The organism is Marinobacterium alkalitolerans (genome assembly GCF_017776525.1).
In the GTDB taxonomy this organism is placed as follows: Bacteria; Pseudomonadota; Gammaproteobacteria; order Pseudomonadales; family Balneatricaceae; genus Marinobacterium; species Marinobacterium alkalitolerans.
The window spans coordinates 34,236-50,286 of sequence record NZ_JACVEW010000019.1; the positions used below are offsets into that span (position 1 = coordinate 34,236).

Annotated in this window: 14 protein-coding genes; 3 read left to right on the forward strand and 11 right to left on the reverse strand. The window is 57.8% G+C overall.

The annotated features are described in order from the left end of the window. Position 1 precedes the first annotated feature (1 nt). Positions 2-1,195, reverse strand: coding sequence for an MFS transporter (locus tag H9C73_RS12235; protein WP_209288112.1), 1,194 nt, complete (start codon positions 1,193-1,195; stop codon positions 2-4). A 236-nt stretch (positions 1,196-1,431) separates the two neighbouring features. Here H9C73_RS12235 and H9C73_RS12240 point away from each other — a divergent pair, with 236 nt between their 5' ends. Then, positions 1,432-2,235, forward strand: coding sequence for a response regulator (locus tag H9C73_RS12240; RefSeq protein ID WP_209288113.1), 804 nt, complete (start codon positions 1,432-1,434; stop codon positions 2,233-2,235). Positions 2,236-2,309: 74 nt separating this feature from the next. Here the strand turns inward: H9C73_RS12240 and H9C73_RS12245 are convergent, their stop codons facing one another. The 6 genes from H9C73_RS12245 to H9C73_RS12270 form a co-directional block, all read right to left on the reverse strand. Then, complete coding sequence (locus H9C73_RS12245) at positions 2,310-4,115, reverse strand: methyl-accepting chemotaxis protein (RefSeq protein WP_209288114.1); 1,806 nt, start codon at positions 4,113-4,115, stop codon at positions 2,310-2,312. 110 nt (positions 4,116-4,225) lie between these two features. Then, entirely contained in the window at positions 4,226-4,912 is a 687-nt protein-coding gene (locus H9C73_RS12250) for a M48 family metallopeptidase (protein WP_209288115.1), read from the reverse strand. Further along, positions 4,909-6,885, reverse strand: a complete 1,977-nt coding sequence (locus tag H9C73_RS12255; protein WP_209288116.1) for a transglutaminase family protein — start codon at positions 6,883-6,885, stop codon at positions 4,909-4,911. The genes H9C73_RS12250 and H9C73_RS12255 overlap by 4 nt, the downstream gene beginning before the upstream one ends. Further along, positions 6,882-7,856, reverse strand: coding sequence for a DUF58 domain-containing protein (locus H9C73_RS12260; RefSeq protein WP_209288117.1), 975 nt, complete (start codon positions 7,854-7,856; stop codon positions 6,882-6,884). The genes H9C73_RS12255 and H9C73_RS12260 overlap by 4 nt, the downstream gene beginning before the upstream one ends. Beyond that, on the reverse strand, positions 7,843-8,769 hold the full coding sequence (locus H9C73_RS12265) for an AAA family ATPase (RefSeq protein ID WP_209288118.1): 927 nt from the start codon (positions 8,767-8,769) through the stop codon (positions 7,843-7,845). The genes H9C73_RS12260 and H9C73_RS12265 overlap by 14 nt, the downstream gene beginning before the upstream one ends. A 60-nt stretch (positions 8,770-8,829) precedes the next feature. Then, positions 8,830-9,798 carry an NAD(P)/FAD-dependent oxidoreductase gene (locus tag H9C73_RS12270; protein ID WP_209288119.1) on the reverse strand — a complete coding sequence of 323 codons (969 nt, stop codon included), beginning with the start codon at positions 9,796-9,798 and terminating at the stop codon, positions 8,830-8,832. 236 nt (positions 9,799-10,034) lie between these two features. Here H9C73_RS12270 and H9C73_RS12275 point away from each other — a divergent pair, with 236 nt between their 5' ends. Further along, positions 10,035-10,517: an FKBP-type peptidyl-prolyl cis-trans isomerase gene (locus tag H9C73_RS12275; protein ID WP_209288120.1), complete on the forward strand. Its 483-nt coding sequence runs from the start codon at positions 10,035-10,037 to the stop codon at positions 10,515-10,517. Between the two features lie 49 nt (positions 10,518-10,566). On the opposite strand, the gene H9C73_RS12280 is transcribed toward H9C73_RS12275, so the two are convergent. Beyond that, positions 10,567-11,778, reverse strand: a complete 1,212-nt coding sequence (locus tag H9C73_RS12280) for an ammonium transporter (protein WP_209288121.1) — start codon at positions 11,776-11,778, stop codon at positions 10,567-10,569. Positions 11,779-12,019: 241 nt separating this feature from the next. Next, on the reverse strand, positions 12,020-14,161 hold the full coding sequence (gene rlmKL / locus H9C73_RS12285; protein ID WP_209288122.1) for a bifunctional 23S rRNA (guanine(2069)-N(7))-methyltransferase RlmK/23S rRNA (guanine(2445)-N(2))-methyltransferase RlmL: 2,142 nt from the start codon (positions 14,159-14,161) through the stop codon (positions 12,020-12,022). A gap of 305 nt (positions 14,162-14,466) precedes the next feature. On the opposite strand from rlmKL, the gene rmf reads away from it, so the two are divergent. Continuing rightward, positions 14,467-14,673, forward strand: coding sequence for a ribosome modulation factor (gene rmf / locus H9C73_RS12290; protein ID WP_209288123.1), 207 nt, complete (start codon positions 14,467-14,469; stop codon positions 14,671-14,673). A 60-nt stretch (positions 14,674-14,733) separates the two neighbouring features. Here the strand turns inward: rmf and H9C73_RS12295 are convergent, their stop codons facing one another. Beyond that, positions 14,734-15,762, reverse strand: coding sequence for a quinone-dependent dihydroorotate dehydrogenase (locus H9C73_RS12295; RefSeq protein ID WP_209288124.1), 1,029 nt, complete (start codon positions 15,760-15,762; stop codon positions 14,734-14,736). 66 nt (positions 15,763-15,828) lie between these two features. Then, positions 15,829-16,050, reverse strand: a complete 222-nt coding sequence (locus H9C73_RS12300) for a DUF2835 domain-containing protein (RefSeq protein ID WP_209288125.1) — start codon at positions 16,048-16,050, stop codon at positions 15,829-15,831. Position 16,051 lies beyond the last annotated feature (1 nt).

Below are 16,051 nucleotides of genomic sequence, written 5' to 3' on the forward strand. Positions count from 1 at the left end.
TCTACACCTGCACAGAAGACGTTTTTTCAGCCTCCGCCTGCTTGCGAAGCGGCTCGAGCAACAGCAGTGCCAGCAAGGCCACCACAACGACGGGTATCATCATCACGTTCATGCTGGCCCAGCCCAGCGTCGCTTCCATCCAGCCTGCCGCCAGCGCCGACATCGTCACGGTACCAAAAACCAGAAATTCATTTGCGGCCTGAGCCCTCGGTTTCTCTTCAGGCCGGTATGCCCCGGTCAGGTAGGAGGTGGCACAGATAAACATCCAGTTCCAGCCAAGACCCAGCAGGAAGAGCGCAGTCCAGAAATGCCATTCTGTCTGACCATGCAGGTTCACCGCAATGCACACCAGCATCAGGATGCTCCCCGCCAGCATCAGGGCGCGTTCGCCAAAGCGACGAATCAGGTGCCCGGTAAAAAAGGATGGCAGATACATGCCCAGAACATGCCACTCAATCACATTTGCGGCACTGGCAAAGCTGTAGCCACAACGTGCCATCGCCAGTGGCGTTGCGGTCATCAGCAGATTCATCACGGCATAACTGATCATGCCCGTCAGCACGGCCATCAGAAAGCGGGGTTGCAGTATGATGGTCATGACCGGCCGGGCAGCTTTGCCCGACTCTGATTGAGTCATCGGCGGAATCCGGACGCGCGTCAACAGGACCAGAGCACATAGATACAAGCCGGCCAGCACGGCAAAGGCTCCACTGAACATGGCGCCCACTTCCAGTTCACGCGAGTGCACGGCCAGGTTGGGGCCCAGCACGGCCGCAATGATACCGCCGACCATGACCATGGAAATGGCTCGGCTTTCATACCCCGGCTGACACACCTCAACCGCTGCAAAGCGATACAGCATGCCAAAGCCGATACCGACCCCGATCAGGCCTGTTCCCAGGCAGAAGAGCGCGAACGCTTTTTCCTGCAACGCCAGCAGACACAGGATCGCCCCTGACAGGCCGATCAGATTTCCGAGGACGAACCCCTTGCGCCGCCCAATACGTGCCATAATCAGTGAGGCCGGAATGGTTGCCAGCATCAGGCCAATGAACTGACAGGCCACCGGCAGCGTAATGAGAGTGGCTGAAGGCGCCAGTTGCTGCCCGATCAACCCGTTAACGGCGACCAACAGTACATTGCCGGTATTCAAAAGTGCCTGACACAAGGCCAGAAGCCATACATCCCTATTCATGCCTTGCCTCAATTCTCAAAAGGGGTTTATTAAAAATGACTAATGCAGAGGGATGCAAGCAAATGCCGGGGTTTTCCAACAGGAAAATTACCGTTACGTATTTAAGACACTTTGCACAGAGGCTAAGATATCGCAATATGACATCAGGGCGGCATCGACACGCGTACCCGAATGGACGCTCCCCCTTAGCCTACAACCCGCATGGTGAAATGCTGGTCAGAACGGATTGAGTAACTATGAATTTAGATGACCTCGTGGTACTGGTAATCGAGCCATCAAAAGTGCAACGGCATATTATCGTGGACCAGTTGCGTGCACTGGGGCTTGAAGATATCGAAGAGTTCGATGAGGCAAAGCCTGCGCTGGACAGAATGCAGCATGTCACCCCTGACATCGTGGTATCGTCGATGCATCTGCCGGATATGACCGGCACCGAACTGGTCACCCAGATGCGCAAGGTACCCGAACTGATGGATGTGACCTTCCTGCTGATCTCCTCGGAAACCCATTACCGCTACCTTGAGCCCATCCGTCAGGCAGGGGCTATTGCCATTCTTCCCAAGCCCTTCACACGTGAAGCGCTGTCCACGGCTCTGCGCAACACCATGCATTATATCCAGGATACTCAAGAGACCGAGCCACTGGATAATGACGAGCTTGACTACATGCATGTGCTGGTTGTCGACGACAGTCAGCTGTCACGCAAGTTTGTCCGCAAGAGCATGAATGCGATCGGCATCGAGTACGTGATCGAAGCAAAGGACGGTGCCGAAGCACTCCAGATCATGAAACAGGAGCGCTTTGACCTGGTCATTTCCGACTACAACATGCCCAACATTGACGGGCTTGAGCTGGTTGAGCACATTCGCCACTACAGTGACCAGCCGTCCGTACCCGTGATGATGATCACTTCCGAGCAGAATCAGGGACGCCTGGCAGCCGTACAGAGCGCCGGTGTTTCGGCGATCTGCAACAAGCCGCTCAACTACGACATGCTCAAGCAGCTCGTGCGTCAATTGGTCACGGGTGCCGAAATCTAGCCATAGGTTTTCAGTAAACAACCTGAACCAAAAAGCCCCGGTTTAGCCGGGGCTTTTTGGTTCTTTGGTACTGGCTAGTCCTGTTCGCCCCCCTGAAGCAGCTGCTCAGGGTTGAAGCCCATGATCAAGGCCCCCCAATGTTGCCCGTTGATATAGAGCGGGATGGAAAGGTCATTGAGGACCTCCCCCGTATCACGGACAAATGTCTGCAACAGGAAGGGGGACGTATGCGATGCCCGGCGCTTCTCCGCCCGGTTACCCGCAAAGATGCGTCGATGACGGCTCTGCAGGTTGTCGACTGAAAAGTCGCCTGTCAGGGGTTTAGACACCTTGGCATGGTGTGCCGGCGCATAGCCGTTTTTATCGACGGCGATCGCATAAATGAACTCAGGACGCTCGCTGATAAAGCTGTCGAACAGCGGCTGCAGCTTGCGTTCAAAGCGATCGGTATAACCGCAGTCATACTTTTCGGGCTTCTGGCCGTCATTGGTACGTCGATAGTTGTGATCAAACAGGTTCACGCCCTCAGACTGAAGCTGTTCCATCTGCTCGCACGTTTTCTGTGCCCACTGCTTGCCGGTCTGAATCATGCGCTCAAAGCCACCGTAGCCGATGATAAAGCGAGACAGCAGCTCTTGCGTTTCTTCCGTCGAGATTTCCAACTCTTCCGAGTATCGACGCGACTCGGCCATCTCGTCCCGAATACCTGCAGACAGCTGCGTGATCTCCTGCACATGCCCGTGCGACTCACGGTTGGTATGTGACAGCTCATCGATCGCCGCACTGATGCCGGTCAGCTGGGAATTGACCTCCTCAAAGTCCGACACCATACGTTCAAACTGCTGATTGGTCTCGGCAATAAAGCGATCCGTATCGCCGACATACTCGAGAATGTTATGGGCACTTTCGCGCGTATTCTCGACCAGGGCCGACATTTCACTGATATTGGAATCAATTTCCTGCGTTGCAGTACTTACCTTCTGAGACAGGTTACGCACCTCATCAGCCACCACGGCAAAGCCGCGCCCCGCCTCTCCGGCCCTGGCCGCTTCAATGGAGGCATTCAAGGCCAGCAGGTTGGTCTGATCAGAAAAGTCCTTCACCATGGAAAGGATTTTGGTGATATTACCCGAGTTCTCGCTGAGCTTATCAACCGTCTCCTGAAAGCTTTCAGCCAGACTGCATACGGCACGCACCTGCTCACGCACACGCTGCAACTCGGTGTTGGAGTTGTGCACTTCCCCCATGTTGGAGTTGTTCTGCTCACTGATGGTCAGAGTGCTGGCGGCGATTTCGTCTATCGCCTGAGTGGATTCCTGACTGGACTGGAACACCATCTGCGCCTGCTCTTCCTGACGCTCGGCTGAGCCGTGCGACTGAATCACCACTTTCTGCAGGCGTGTCGCACACAGGGCAACACTGACCGAGCGTCGCTGACTCTCGGCAATCATCTTCTTGAGCCGGCCAGAGAAGTCGTTGTACGCCTCCGCCATATCGGAGATTTCGTCATAGGTGTAGACCGGCAGGGTGCCGGAAATATCGCCATCCTTGTCACGAATCGCCCTGAGCACGTCGGTAATTTCCCGAATGGGCCGCAAAAACAGGTGGCGCATGAAAAAGATAGTGAAGATCCCGCCCAACAGGGCAATGGCGATGGTTACCAGGATACTGTTGAAGAGCGCACTGAGGCTTTCATTCACCAGGGCCAATTGCGCCGGTGTCAGATCAAGCCCTGCGAGCAGCTCCCGGATGTTACTGGAATAATGAAACCCGAGGCCGATCAAAACCACATGCGGCAGCAGCAGGAACACCACATTGCCTGTAATTTTCTTGGTCAGGGTATTGAAGAACGTGCGTTCAATGGATGTATAGAGACTCATGACCATCCTTTTTATCGTTATAAACGGTCTCTCCGCCGGCCCTTATCAAGCAGAGTGTCACAAATTATGAACACAATGCCGCCCTGCCAGCTATTCTCCTAAGGTATCAACTACCACTCCAACCATGCACTATAAACAGTCATCTGTTTGGCCAATTGACGGTGATCAGGAAAATGGCGCGCCATCAAACGATGAAAGCCCTTTCCATGGTTCATGTGCCGGAGATGGCAGAGTTCGTGTACGATGACATAGTCCTGCAGCCTCAGTGGCAACTGGATGAGGCGCCAGTTAAGCCCCACTTCACCGGTGCTGGAGCATTGACCCCAGCGCCCGCGCCAGTGGCCAATATAGCTGCGTGCCGGGGCAAGCCCTGTCTCGGCCACACAGGCCTCCAGCCGCTGTGTCAGCTCGGTTTCTGCCTGCTCACGGAACCACCGATACAGCTGCTCCCGCACAACCTCAAGCTCAGGCCGGCGGATACGGCGTGACAGACGCACCTGAAGTGCCTGCTCCGCGTCGACTCTTTCAACTTCAGTGGAGGCACCCGAGTACCAATTGAGCCTGAGCCACTGCCCGGCCAATGGGACTCTGCCCTGCTGGCAAATTCTGACCTCGTACTGCTCACGCACCTGCTGCTGTTCCGACAGGTGACGCTCAATCCAGCTCCGTCGGCTGCGCACAAAGGCTTCTACCTGCCGTTCTGACACACCGACCGGCGCGCGAACGATCACCTCGCCGCGCTTCACCTGGAGCCCCAGTGTCTTGCGGCGGGGACTGTAGGCCAGCGAATATTTCATACGACTCTTGTCCGTCTGGGCAGCTGCTTTGCCAGGCGTCTGGTCAGTGCCAGAATTGCCTGATCCTGATCGTCTTGCGCACCGTACCGATAACGGCGTGCATTATCCAGCTCTGCCAGCTGCATCAGTTCATCGGCTGCTTCAGGCCAATGCGGCACCAGGTCCGAATGAATCCACGCCGACAGGCTTTGCTGGGGCTGACGCCTTGAAAAGCAGGCCCCGGCTCGCTGCTGGAAACCTATCAATGCTGCTTCTACCGGATCACCCCTGCGCAGGGTTCGCGCCATCCACTGCCGCATGGACAGGCCGACCAGAACCAGTCCTCCGGGCAGCAACAGGAACGCCGCCACCCGCCAGTAATCCAGACCACCCAGCCAGTCCCTCAGCAGGTGTTCCTGCTCGCCTTCGTAGTTCAACACCCAACGCTGCCACGCAAAGTTAAAGGCGTCATAGCGCTGCCGCAGTCCCAGCAACCAGCCCGTTTGCAGGGCACGGGATGCAACCTGGCCGGAATCCACACTGCGCAGAAACACATCGGCCGAAGACTCTATCCGCTCGGGTGCAACGGCTGCAGTGGGATCAATACGCACCCAGCCACGCCCCTCCTGCCAGGCTTCGACCCAGGCATGAGCATCATATTGACGGACTTGCAGATAGGATTGGTGGGGGTTCCACTCGCCGCCCTGATAGCCTGTCACCACGCGCGCCGGAATGCCGACCGAGCGCAGCATGAACGCCGACGCCGATGCAAAGTGCTCACAATACCCCTGCTGACTTTCCATCAGGAAGCGGTCTATCCGGTCGCCGAGGAGCCTGCCCGGGCTGAGCGTATAGGTAAAACTCTGGTTGTAATAATTCAGCATCAGGGCGATAAAGGCGGCGGAGTCACCACCGGCCTGTGCCAGCCACTGCCGAGCCAATGCCCGCGCTTCACCGTTGCCCCGCTCAGGCAGTTGCAGGTAATGAGCACGCTCCTGTTGCGTCAGCATCGGCTGAAGGCGATAGCGGCGATGCGAGACCAGCGTATAACGTACACGCCTTTCAACAGGTTCACGCGCCTCCAGTGTCCGACCGGGTTTCACAGCTGCCCAGTCCGGCACGGCCAAGGGCTGATCCAGCGCAACAAGCCAGGGGCGTTGAGAGGGTTCCAACACCACCTCGTAGCGCACCTCTCCTCCCAGGGGCTCCAACTTTTCCTGCCGCAGCCGCTCCCTCTGTGGTGAACGGGACCACTGGCGACCATCGAAACGATCCAGTACCAGCACCCGCCAATAGCGCTCAGCCGGCACTGGCGGCTCTGCGTCGAAGGTGACCCGGAACGCAAGTTCATCCGATTGCGCCAGCTGGCTCACATCCCCCGGCGAGAGGGTATCCGACAGGCCTGTGGTTGCCCCGCCTGAATCCAGCGTCACGGACCAAAGCGGCTCCAGTCGTGGAAAAACAAGGAACAGCAGCACCATCAGTGGCAATGCCGGCGCCGCCAGCAGGAGGACGCGGCGTAAGGTCTGAAGCGCCGAGACACCATCTCGCTGGTGGATACTGAGCAGTGCCGCCAACACAACGACCAAAGCGGCCAACGCATAGAGCGCGGTCCAGACACTGCTGGAAAACAGGAAGGCCGTGCCGAGCACAAAAAACGCCACATAGATCAGCACCAGCGCATCACGCCGGCGATATATTTCGATCAGTTTGAGCGCCATGGACACGACCAGCAGGGCAACCATGGTTTCAGGGCCGGCCTGCTGACCAAAGCTGAAGATCAGCCCCAACGTGGCGGCGACCACCAGCACCAGTTTCAGAGTCCGTGAAGGCAAGGACCAGCGCCCAAGGTGCATCATCACGCGAGCACCCAGTGTCAGCATCAGCAGCACGGGGATCCAGGCCGGCAGCCAGCTCAGGTGTGGCAGCGAGACCAGCACACACGCCAGCAGCTGCCACATCACGGCTGAACGAGAGATCTGCTGCCCTTTCATTCAGCCGTTCCCTCCAGCCCATAGAGCGCCAGCGCTTTCAGCACCCGGTAGCGATGCTGTTCACCCCGGTCAGGTTCCAGCACGGTCGCCCCCAGCCTGAGGCCATAGCGGCGGTCCTCTTTGGACAACTGCTCCACCCAGCCCGTGATACGGGAGAGTCGGCGTTCAAGCGGCTCCCCGCCCATGCTGTGCAGATCCAGCCAAAGGTCAGGGCTGCTGTAGTCAGTAAACTGCTTGGCATACAGCCCTCGGCCCCGCGCCAGACTTTTCCAGTCGATCTGACGTGGCGACATGCCCGGCCTGAACCGCTCCAGCCCGGTAAAGTCCTCGGTGCCGTCACGGCCTTCATTCTGTTCAATGCCTTCCCAGGTGGATTCGCTCTGTTCCGGCAGAGGGCTGTCCAGGGGCGCCGGATATACCAGCGCTTTCATCTCCAGCCGCGCCCAGGTCCAGGCACGAAACAGCCCCAGGGGATACAGCGTTTCCAAACGCACCCATGAGGGCTTGAGCCAGCCACGTTCAAGCGCCGGGCACCCCAGCTCCAGCCAGTGTATCGGCTCAACCAGATCCACCGTCACCGGGCTCCCTCCCGGCAGAAGCAGACGAATGCGATCGCGTACGCCCTGCTGATCAAGACGCAACTGAAAGTAGGCCGTTTCCCCGGCATGGCAATGATTGCCCCGCACAGCCGTCAGCTGGATGCCTGCCAGGTTATGGTAGGTGTGCAGGATCGTCACCAGGAACAGGCTGCCAAGCAGAAATGTCAGGGCATAGATCAGGTTGTTTTCATAGTTGATCGCCATCAGCAACAGCAGCATCAGGAGCACCAGAAACAGCGTCCCCGAAGCCGTTGGCAGGATGTAGATTCTTTTCTGGGTCAGTCTGATGCTGGTTTCAGGAGACTGGCGTGACAACGACCAGCGACGGATGCGCCCCATCAGCTCAAACCGCGGGCGGCTAGCCCAGGACATCCACTTCCTCCAGCAGCCGGGCGGTCAGACGATCCCCCTCGCGCGAGGCAACGTCATCGGCTGCCCGCACACGGTGGGTTACAACAGCGGCCAGCACCGCTTGCACATCCTCGGGTACCACATGGTCGCGTCCGCTGAGCCAGGCCCAGCAACGTGCGCACCTGAGCAGGGCCAGCCCGCCGCGCGGTGACATTCCGTAACTGAACTCGGCATGATCACGCGTGAACTGCAGCAACCGCTGAACATAATCGATCAGGCTGTCTGACGCATGTACCTGCTCACATGCCTGCTGGGCCGATACCAGCTCTTCCGGCGTCAGACAACGCGGCAGGTCCTCGATTCGATGGCGGGTACCACCACTTTTAAGCAGTTCACGCTCAACTGAGGCGGCGGGATACCCGAGCGTAATCCGCATCAGAAAGCGGTCAAGCTGAGACTCGGGCAATGGAAAGGTGCCATATTGGCTGGAGGGGTTCTGCGTCGCAATCACGAAAAATGGCGTGGGGAGGGCATGACGCTCACCATCCACGCTGACCTGACCCTCCTCCATCGCTTCCAGCAGAGCAGACTGTGTTTTGGGTGTCGTCCGGTTGATTTCGTCCGCCAGCAGCAGCTGTGTAAAGACCGGCCCCGGGTGGAAGCGGAAACGGCTGTCAGACGGCTCAAAAATCGAAACGCCCAGAATGTCGGCCGGCAGCATGTCACTGGTGAACTGGACCCGGGTATCACTAAGCCCAGTCACATGAGCCAGCGCATGGGCCAGGGTTGTTTTGCCCATCCCGGGCAGGTCTTCTATCAACAGGTGGCCCCTGGCAAGCAGGCAGGTCAAGGCCAGTCTCAGCGGCTCTTCCTTGCCCAGCAGCACGGTTTGCAGTGCGTCCAGCACGCCATTCAACTGCTCTCTAAGCAACATGATGACTCCCCTGTCGATACTCTTTGCTTCAGTCTAACGGCCGCGGCAGTCTGCGGCCAGTCATGACCAGTGGCTCAGCACCCTGCGGGCACTGTCAATGGCAGCTTCGATGCCGCTCCCCCCCGCTTCTGTCCAGTCACCGCACACCTGAACACTGTCAGACGGTGGAACAGGCATCGCTGAAGGATCAGCTCCGGCATACAACCAGCGATGTGCCCGCATGGCTGCAACGTTGACCGTCTCACCACAGAGTGCATTGAACGCTGCCATCAACTCCTGCGCCATCGCCTCGGCTGACGCCTCTACCCGGGCAGCACTCCATTCTCGCGATGCCTGCAGCACCCACTGCCCGGGATCCCGACCGGGCTTGGCGCCATTGCGGATGACCCGTGACAGCACAGGATGAGCACCCTCCAGCCAGTCCATGCCATCAAGGCCTGGCAGGGGCTGCTCGGTTGTCAATATCAGTACCCATTGGGGGAACATGGGGTGAGCTGCTGCCCATGCCGACAGCTCCGGCAAGGCGCGCAAGAGCGGTACGGCTTGAGGTGCCGGGGTGGCAATGACGACCTTCTCGAAGGTTCCCAGCGCCCGCCCCTGATCATCTTCCAGTGACCAGCCGCCCTGGCCTGCCGGCTGCATTGCGCCCACGCGCACCGCGGTATGCAAGGGAACCCCGTCCAGCAAACCACGCGTGAGTGCACTGGAGCGAGCACCGGGCACGTGGAGGGTTTCAACCCGATCACTTCGCTGCCCGTCCAGCTGCCCCAACTGGACATCCCAGGCCTGCAGCAGCCCTTCCGCTTCGGGTGCCAGTGCCAGCAGGTGCTGGCGCTGGAGTTCCGTCAACGCGGCTGCGCCCAGATCAATCGCCCCCTCACCCAGACGCGCGCTGGCCAAACGGCCACCACTCCCCCGGCTCTTTTCAAACACCTCGACCTGCCAGCCCTGTTCGTGCAACCCCCGGGCGACCAACACACCTGACAGACCCGCGCCGACAACGGCGACACGCTCCTTATTGCTGTGCATACACGCTCCTGATGATGAAAAATTTTTATATTACGCCCATATTCCGCCCAGAGATCACATCTGCGCCCCGATTCGGGTTGCGCTGCCCTGATACGCTCGTTAGCATGAGCGCCAAACTAACCGGGAGCCCTGCCAAGCTGCCTGTTACCGTGCGGAGTGTTCGTTGTCTGTCTGGCAGGGAAACTCATCAGGGTAATGCGGCAACCCGGCAGCTCCTTGCAACCGGGAGATCCCTGATGCAGATCGCTGATAAATCCGTCGTATCCATTCACTACACCCTGACCAATGCCGAAGGCAATGTGCTGGACAGCTCAAACGGCCAGGATCCCCTGGCGTATCTGCACGGTGCCAGCAACATCATTCCGGGCCTTGAAAACGCACTGGTCGGCAAGGCCGTTGGCGACAGCCTCAAGGTAACCGTTGAACCGGAAGAAGGCTATGGCCCTGTTCGTGACGAGCTGGTTCAGGACGTTGACCGCAGTGCATTCAGCGGCATCGATGATGTTCAGGTTGGCATGCAGTTCATGGCACAGACTCCCTGGGGTGAGCAGCCGGTAACCGTTATCAAGGTTGAGGGGGACAGCATCACCCTGGATGGCAACCACCCGCTGGCTGGCCAGACCCTGACGTTTGACGTGGAAGTGGTTGAAGTACGCGACGCGACCGAAGAAGAGCTTGAGCACGGTCACGCTCACGGTGCTGGTGGCCACGAGCACTGATGCTCAGATTGGGTGCGACTGGCGTCAGTCGCACCCACGCCTCGGGTGATCAGCGATCGTCCGAGGTTGCTTCGATACGGTGAATAGTCAAATCCGCACCGTTGTACTCTTCCTCTTCATTCAGGCGCAGCCCAACCAGCGATTTCAGGGCACCGTACACGATCACGCCACCCACCAGCGCAATGGCAACCCCCAGCGCACTGCCAATCACCTGAGAAACCAGGCTCACACCACCGAGACCACCCAGCGTCTCTGAACCGAAAATGCCGGCTGCAATACCGCCCCACACACCGCAGAGACCGTGCAGCGGCCACACACCCAGAACATCATCGATTTTCCAGCGATTCTGTACCAGCGTAAAGGTCCACACAAAAAGTGCACCTGCAACGCCACCCACAACCAGTGAGCCCAGAGGGTGCATCACATCGGAACCGGCACAGACAGCCACCAGGCCAGCCAACGGACCGTTATGGATAAAGCCCGGGTCATTACGACCGAAGATCAGTGCGGTGATGATACCGCCAACCATGGCCATCAGGCTGTTGAAGGCCACCAGACCGGAAATGCCATCCAGTGTCTGCGCTGACATCACGTTGAAACCGAACCAGCCGATACACAGGATCCAGGCACCCAGCGCCAAAAACGGAATATTGGACGGCGGGAAGGCAACCAGACGGCCATTCTTGTAACGGCCATTGCGAATACCCAGCATGACTACAGCAACCAGCGCCAGCCAGCCACCCACGCCGTGCACCACAACGGAGCCGGCAAAATCATGGAAAGGCGCACCAAATTGGGTCTCAAGCCAGCTCTGGAATCCCCAGTTTCCGTTCCAGATGATGCCTTCAAACAGTGGGTACACCAGACCCACCACCAGTGCAGAAGCTGCCAGAAACGGCCAGAAGCGTCCGCGCTCGGCGATGCCGCCTGAGATAATGGCAGGGATCGCAGCCGCAAACGTCATCAGGAAGAAGAACTTAACCAGCTCATAGCCGTTGTTCTCGGACAAGACGGCCGCACTGTCGTAGAAAGTCACGCCATACGCGATCCAGTAGCCTACGAACAGGTAAGCCAGAGCTGAAAAGCCGAAATCGCTCATGATCTTGGCCAGCGCGTTCACCTGGTTCTTGCGGCGTACGGTGCCGACTTCCAGAAACGCAAAGCCTGCGTGCATCGCAAACACCAGAATCGCACCCAGCAGAATAAACTGGGTGTTGGCACTTTGAGAGAGCACCGAAATGGCGCTACTGATCGATTCCACGGAATCCCCTCCATTGTTGTTGTACACGGCGTGCCACATTTGGGGGCATATGCACCATAAAATGGCACAAAATTCATGTAGCCTTTGGTTAGATCAACGGCTGCACCGCAAAGTAGCGGGCTTTGCCCTGCGTGCACTCTGAATGGGCAGCCAAGTGGCCCGATACAATGCAGGATTTATGCCAATAAAAAAGGCAACCGGTTTGACGCGGTTGCCTTCTCATCAACAGAAACAGGTCTAATCAGTTTTTGTGACGGATCTCAAAGCAGCAATGGATTTTGGGATTCCGCTTGAAGTCAGGGTCCAGTGTTCGGGCCGTCACATCCTCAACCTGAAACTCATCCCTGAGTGCATCATCAAGCTTGAAACGGCGGTAGTTGTTGGAAAAGATCAGTGTGCCCTCCGGTCGCAAGCGCTGCATGGCCTGACGTACCAGCCAGCCGTGATCACGCTGAACATCCAGCACATCATCCATCCGCTTTGAGTTGGAAAAGGTTGGAGGATCCATGAAGATCAGATCAAATGTACGGCCTGCAGGCGCCGCCAGCCATTTCATACAGTCGGCCTGCACCAGCTCATGCGCCCTGGCATCAAGCCCGTTCAACTCCAGATTCTGCCGTGCCCAATCGAGATAGGTCGCCGACATATCGATACTCAGAGTAGAGCGTGCCCCACCGACTCCCGCATGCGCCGTCGCGGAGGCCGTGTAGCAGAACAGGTTCAGTACATCCTTGCCTGATGCCAGCGCCTGCAGCTGCCGCCGTGCCGGGCGGTGATCGAGAAACAGCCCCGTATCCAGATAGTCCCAGAGGTTAACCTTCAGCCGCACCCCATGCTCGAGCACCTCCAGAAAATGCCCTTCTGCATCCTGGCGCTCATACTGCTGATGTCCCTGCTGACGCTTGCGCTGTTTTAAAATGATGCTGTCCCGTGGCAGCTCCAGCACCTCTGCCGTCGCCTGGAGCGCATCCTGCAGCCGCTCAAAGGCTTTTACTCGGTCAACCTTGGCCGGCGGAGCATACTCCTGCACGACCGCATGGCCGGGGTAGATATCAACGGCAACGGCATACTCCGGCATATCGGCATCGTAGGCGCGGTAGCAGCTGATGTCCTCGCGCTTGACCCAGCGTGCAAGCTGTTTCAGGTTCTTCCTGAGCCGGTTGGCGAACATCTGTCCCTGCTCGGACAGGCCCGCACCGGACACTTCCATAGCCGATGGCTCATCACCGGGGGCACGCTCGTGTACCGTGAACAGCAGCAGTTTGCTGTCCAGCGCACCATTGAACATGCGGTACTGCTTCTCCGCCCTGAGCTTCATCACCTTGCACAGGTCAGGATTGGCCGTGAACACACCGGCTTGCCAGCCACCAAAGGCACTTTTGAGCTTGCTGCCCAACTGACGGTACAGATGCATGAGTTGCGACATTTCACCCAGCCGCTCGCCATACGGTGGATTGGTCAGCAGCAACCCGCGATCCAGCTCGGTTTCATTGGCAAGATCTTCCAGCGCCTGGTGCTGGAAGCTGATCAGGCGCTCGACACCGGCGCGGCGCGCATTCTGGCTTGCACGGTTCAGCACCTCAGCATCACTGTCATAGCCCAGCAGCTGCGCATTCACGCTCGCCTGTCCCTGATATTGACGCTCGCGTGCTTCCTCCTGCAGCCGGTTCCAAAGCTGCGCGTCATGCCCCAGCCAACGGCTGAAACCGAACCGTTGACGCATCAGCCCCGGGGCCGAGTCGGTTGCCATCAGGGCCGCTTCGATCAATAAGGTGCCGGAGCCACACATGGGGTCAACCATAACGGGGAAAGCTTCGGCATCAGGCCAGCCTGCCCGGATCAGGACGGCGGCTGCGAGGTTCTCTTTCATCGGGGCTGCGCCTGCTTTCAGGCGATATCCCCGCCGATGCAGGCTTTCGCCGGAAAGGTCCAGTGCCAGTGTTGCCTGACCACGATTCAAGTGCACATTGACACGCAGGTCCGGGTTGGCGCGATCAACACCTGGTCGCTGGCCTGTTGCCGCACGGATCTGATCGACTATGGCATCCTTTACCTTCAACGCACCAAAATGCGTATTGTTGATGCCCTTGGAACGGCCATTGAAGTCCACTGTCAGTGTGCCCGAGGGGCGCAAATGATCCAGCCAGTCAACACTCCCGACCAGTGCATACAGCTGTTCAGCCGTTTCCGCCTCGGCGGTCACCAGCGGCATCAGAACCCGGTTGCCCAGACGCGACCAGAGGCAGATGCGATACGCCAGCTCCAGGTCCCCTTCGCAAGCCACGCCGGCCAGAGTTTGCTTGGTCTCCTGTGCCCCCAGCGCCGTCAACTCCTCTTGCAACAACAGCTCCAGCCCTTTGGGGCAGGTGATAAACAGCTTCATGAAACGCAAACTCCAAACCTTGAACATAGTGGCTGTCGGCAACCGCTGACAGCCACTTCAAATTGAAAAAAATTCATTAAATGACCATTAAGATGCAGCTTTTACATAACCATCTGATTTCAGACTTATTGCTGCAAGTGCGCTGTGGTCCGCTCTATTACAGAACCATAACAAAATAGTTAATTTTAATCGCTTTATGGGCCGTTTTCAGATATCAATAGGGGTGTGACGTCACGGAACAAAAGCGCATTACCCGATCGTTTGGCACTTTCGGGCTAGTATAATCAGAATATGTGAGGCGCAATATGAAGAAACAGAAACGAGATCGTACCTCTACTCTGTTCAACCGTGGTTTTGTGGCTGGCTTAAACGGTAAAACCCGTGATTCCTGCCCCGTCCAGGCGGTCGAGCTGCGAAGTCACTGGATGAGTGGCTGGCGTGAAGGGCGTGAAGCCCACTGGGGCGGAATGTCCGGCGTTTCTGCAATTCAGTCAAATCCATCTTTACACTGATCACAGGTTGAAGGCGGGGTGGGTTGCTTCAACCCACTCTCGCCTGAGGGATATGCCTGCCTAGCGACCTCTCAATTCGGCAATCGCATTCACCGAATCCTTCACCAGCTCAGGCCCTCGGTAGATAAACCCTGTATAGATCTGAACAAGGCTGGCCCCTGCTTCAATTTTCTCGGCCGCATCAAAACCTTCGGTAATACCGCCTACTCCAATAATCGGCAGCGCGCCCTCAAGGTACTCAGATAGCTTGCGAATGACGGTAGTGGAACGATTGCGCACCGGCGCTCCACTCAAGCCTCCAGCCTCATCTGCAATCGGGCTGTCTTCGACCCCCTCGCGTGACAGGGTCGTGTTGGTGGCAATCACACCATCAATCTCATAGGTCTTGAGTGCTGATGCCACCATGGCAAGCTCTTCATCATCCATGTCGGGCGCGATCTTGACCGCGATCGGGACATAGCGCCCGTGCAGTCGGGCCTGGCGGGCCTGCTCAGTCTTGAGCGCGTCCAGCAGGCTGTTCAGCGAGTCACCGAACTGAAGCGTGCGCAATCCCGGCGTATTGGGCGAAGAAACATTCACCGTGATGTAGCTCGCATGCGGATACACCTTGCGCATGCAAAGCAGATAATCCTCATGCGCCTTATCGTTCGGTGTATCCTTGTTTTTGCCGATGTTGATCCCGAGTACACCGTTGTAGTGGCTGCGCGAAAGGTTTTTGAGCAGCTGATCGACACCATCGTTGTTGAACCCCATGCGGTTCACAATGGCACTGTGCTCAGGGATGCGAAACAGCCTGGGTTTAGGGTTGCCCGGCTGCGGGCGCGGCGTCACGGTGCCGACCTCTACGAACCCGAACCCCATGGCCGCCAGACCATCCACCGCTGTTCCGTTTTTATCCAGCCCTGCGGCCAGGCCGACCGGGTTGGGAAACTTGATACCCATCACTCGAGTTGGCAGCGATTGCTGACCCGCTCCCATCAATCGAGGCAATCCCAGCGACGCGGCCAGGTTCATACTGCTCAAGGCCAGTTCATGCGAGGTTTCAGCATCCAGTCTGAACATGAGAGTACGTGCGAGATCATATAGCATGGTGATTCACTGCCGATTGAGAACGGATGCCGCATTATAGGGGAGGAACGCCTGGATGAACACAGCTCAGCCCAGGCGCTGAATGTCCTGCAGTTTACCTGCATCATTGAAACGGATACGAAAACAGCCCCGAATGCCGTCTCGGGTCACCCAAGGCTGTAGAATTCTGGCAGGAAAGCGAACCCGGCGTCCATCCCGGGCTCGCACTGAAACAAACCGGGCAACTCCCTGGTACAGTTTCAGATATTCATCACTGCTGATCCTCAGATCAACAATAATTTCGTTCATC

Coding starts and splice junctions, on each gene's coding strand:
- H9C73_RS12235 (WP_209288112.1), bottom strand. CDS start 1,195: ATGAATAGGGATGTATGGCTTCTGGCCTTGTGTCAGGCACTTTTGAAT.
- H9C73_RS12240 (WP_209288113.1), top strand. CDS start 1,432: ATGAATTTAGATGACCTCGTGGTACTGGTAATCGAGCCATCAAAAGTG.
- H9C73_RS12245 (WP_209288114.1), bottom strand. CDS start 4,115: ATGAGTCTCTATACATCCATTGAACGCACGTTCTTCAATACCCTGACC.
- H9C73_RS12250 (WP_209288115.1), bottom strand. CDS start 4,912: ATGAAATATTCGCTGGCCTACAGTCCCCGCCGCAAGACACTGGGGCTC.
- H9C73_RS12255 (WP_209288116.1), bottom strand. CDS start 6,885: ATGAAAGGGCAGCAGATCTCTCGTTCAGCCGTGATGTGGCAGCTGCTG.
- H9C73_RS12260 (WP_209288117.1), bottom strand. CDS start 7,856: ATGTCCTGGGCTAGCCGCCCGCGGTTTGAGCTGATGGGGCGCATCCGT.
- H9C73_RS12265 (WP_209288118.1), bottom strand. CDS start 8,769: ATGTTGCTTAGAGAGCAGTTGAATGGCGTGCTGGACGCACTGCAAACC.
- H9C73_RS12270 (WP_209288119.1), bottom strand. CDS start 9,798: ATGCACAGCAATAAGGAGCGTGTCGCCGTTGTCGGCGCGGGTCTGTCA.
- H9C73_RS12275 (WP_209288120.1), top strand. CDS start 10,035: ATGCAGATCGCTGATAAATCCGTCGTATCCATTCACTACACCCTGACC.
- rlmKL (WP_209288122.1), bottom strand. CDS start 14,161: ATGAAGCTGTTTATCACCTGCCCCAAAGGGCTGGAGCTGTTGTTGCAA.
- rmf (WP_209288123.1), top strand. CDS start 14,467: ATGAAGAAACAGAAACGAGATCGTACCTCTACTCTGTTCAACCGTGGT.
- H9C73_RS12295 (WP_209288124.1), bottom strand. CDS start 15,762: ATGCTATATGATCTCGCACGTACTCTCATGTTCAGACTGGATGCTGAA.
- H9C73_RS12300 (WP_209288125.1), bottom strand. CDS start 16,050: ATGAACGAAATTATTGTTGATCTGAGGATCAGCAGTGATGAATATCTG.